Below are 551 nucleotides of genomic sequence, written 5' to 3'. Positions count from 1 at the left end.
CGCTCACCACTTTGTGGTTCATGACTGGGGTGAAGTCGTAACAAGGTAGCCCTAGGGGAACCTGGGGCTGGATCACCTCCTTATACGAAGATATTCACGATAAGTGTCCACACAGATTGATGGTTTAATAAGTTAAGAGTAGGAAATACTTTTCCAGATGGGGCTATAGCTCAGCTGGGAGAGCGCCTCGCTGGCAGCGAGGAGGTCTGCGGTTCGATCCCGCATAGCTCCACCATCTTTAAGTGTTCTTCCTTAAGAATCTTTAAAAATGGTTATTTCTTTAATTAGAAAAATCTAGCTCTTTAACAATTTGGAAAGCTGACTGATTACTTAATTGGTTTTCACTTTAAAAAGTGAATTCAAACAGCTCAAGGCTGTAATTAAGTTAATCAAATTTAAAAGTTCTCAATGTTTACCTTCATGGTAAACACAACAAACACATTCAAGTGTCTTGTATTCGATTCAAACTTGTTTGAATCACATTGAGTCCGGCAAACAGTTATCAAGAATTAACCCTTCTTGATGACAACCAAAAACCTTGGTTAGTTGCC

The 551-nt window shown here is 39.6% G+C and carries 1 tRNA gene and 1 rRNA gene; both read left to right on the top strand.

Annotated features, from left to right (window positions below):
* Positions 1 to 83, top strand: a 16S ribosomal RNA gene (locus ATB74_RS23445); the annotation flags it as partial.
* Between the two features lie 76 nt (positions 84 to 159).
* A tRNA-Ala gene (locus tag ATB74_RS23440) sits at positions 160 to 235 on the top strand.
* The last annotated feature ends 316 nt before the right edge of the window (positions 236 to 551 follow it).

It is taken from the genome of Vibrio splendidus, assembly GCF_001557875.1.
In the GTDB taxonomy this organism is placed as follows: Bacteria; Pseudomonadota; Gammaproteobacteria; order Enterobacterales; family Vibrionaceae; genus Vibrio; species Vibrio splendidus_F.
The sequence above is the reverse complement of the archived record's forward strand: the minus strand, read 5'-3'. Positions and strand labels throughout refer to the sequence as shown.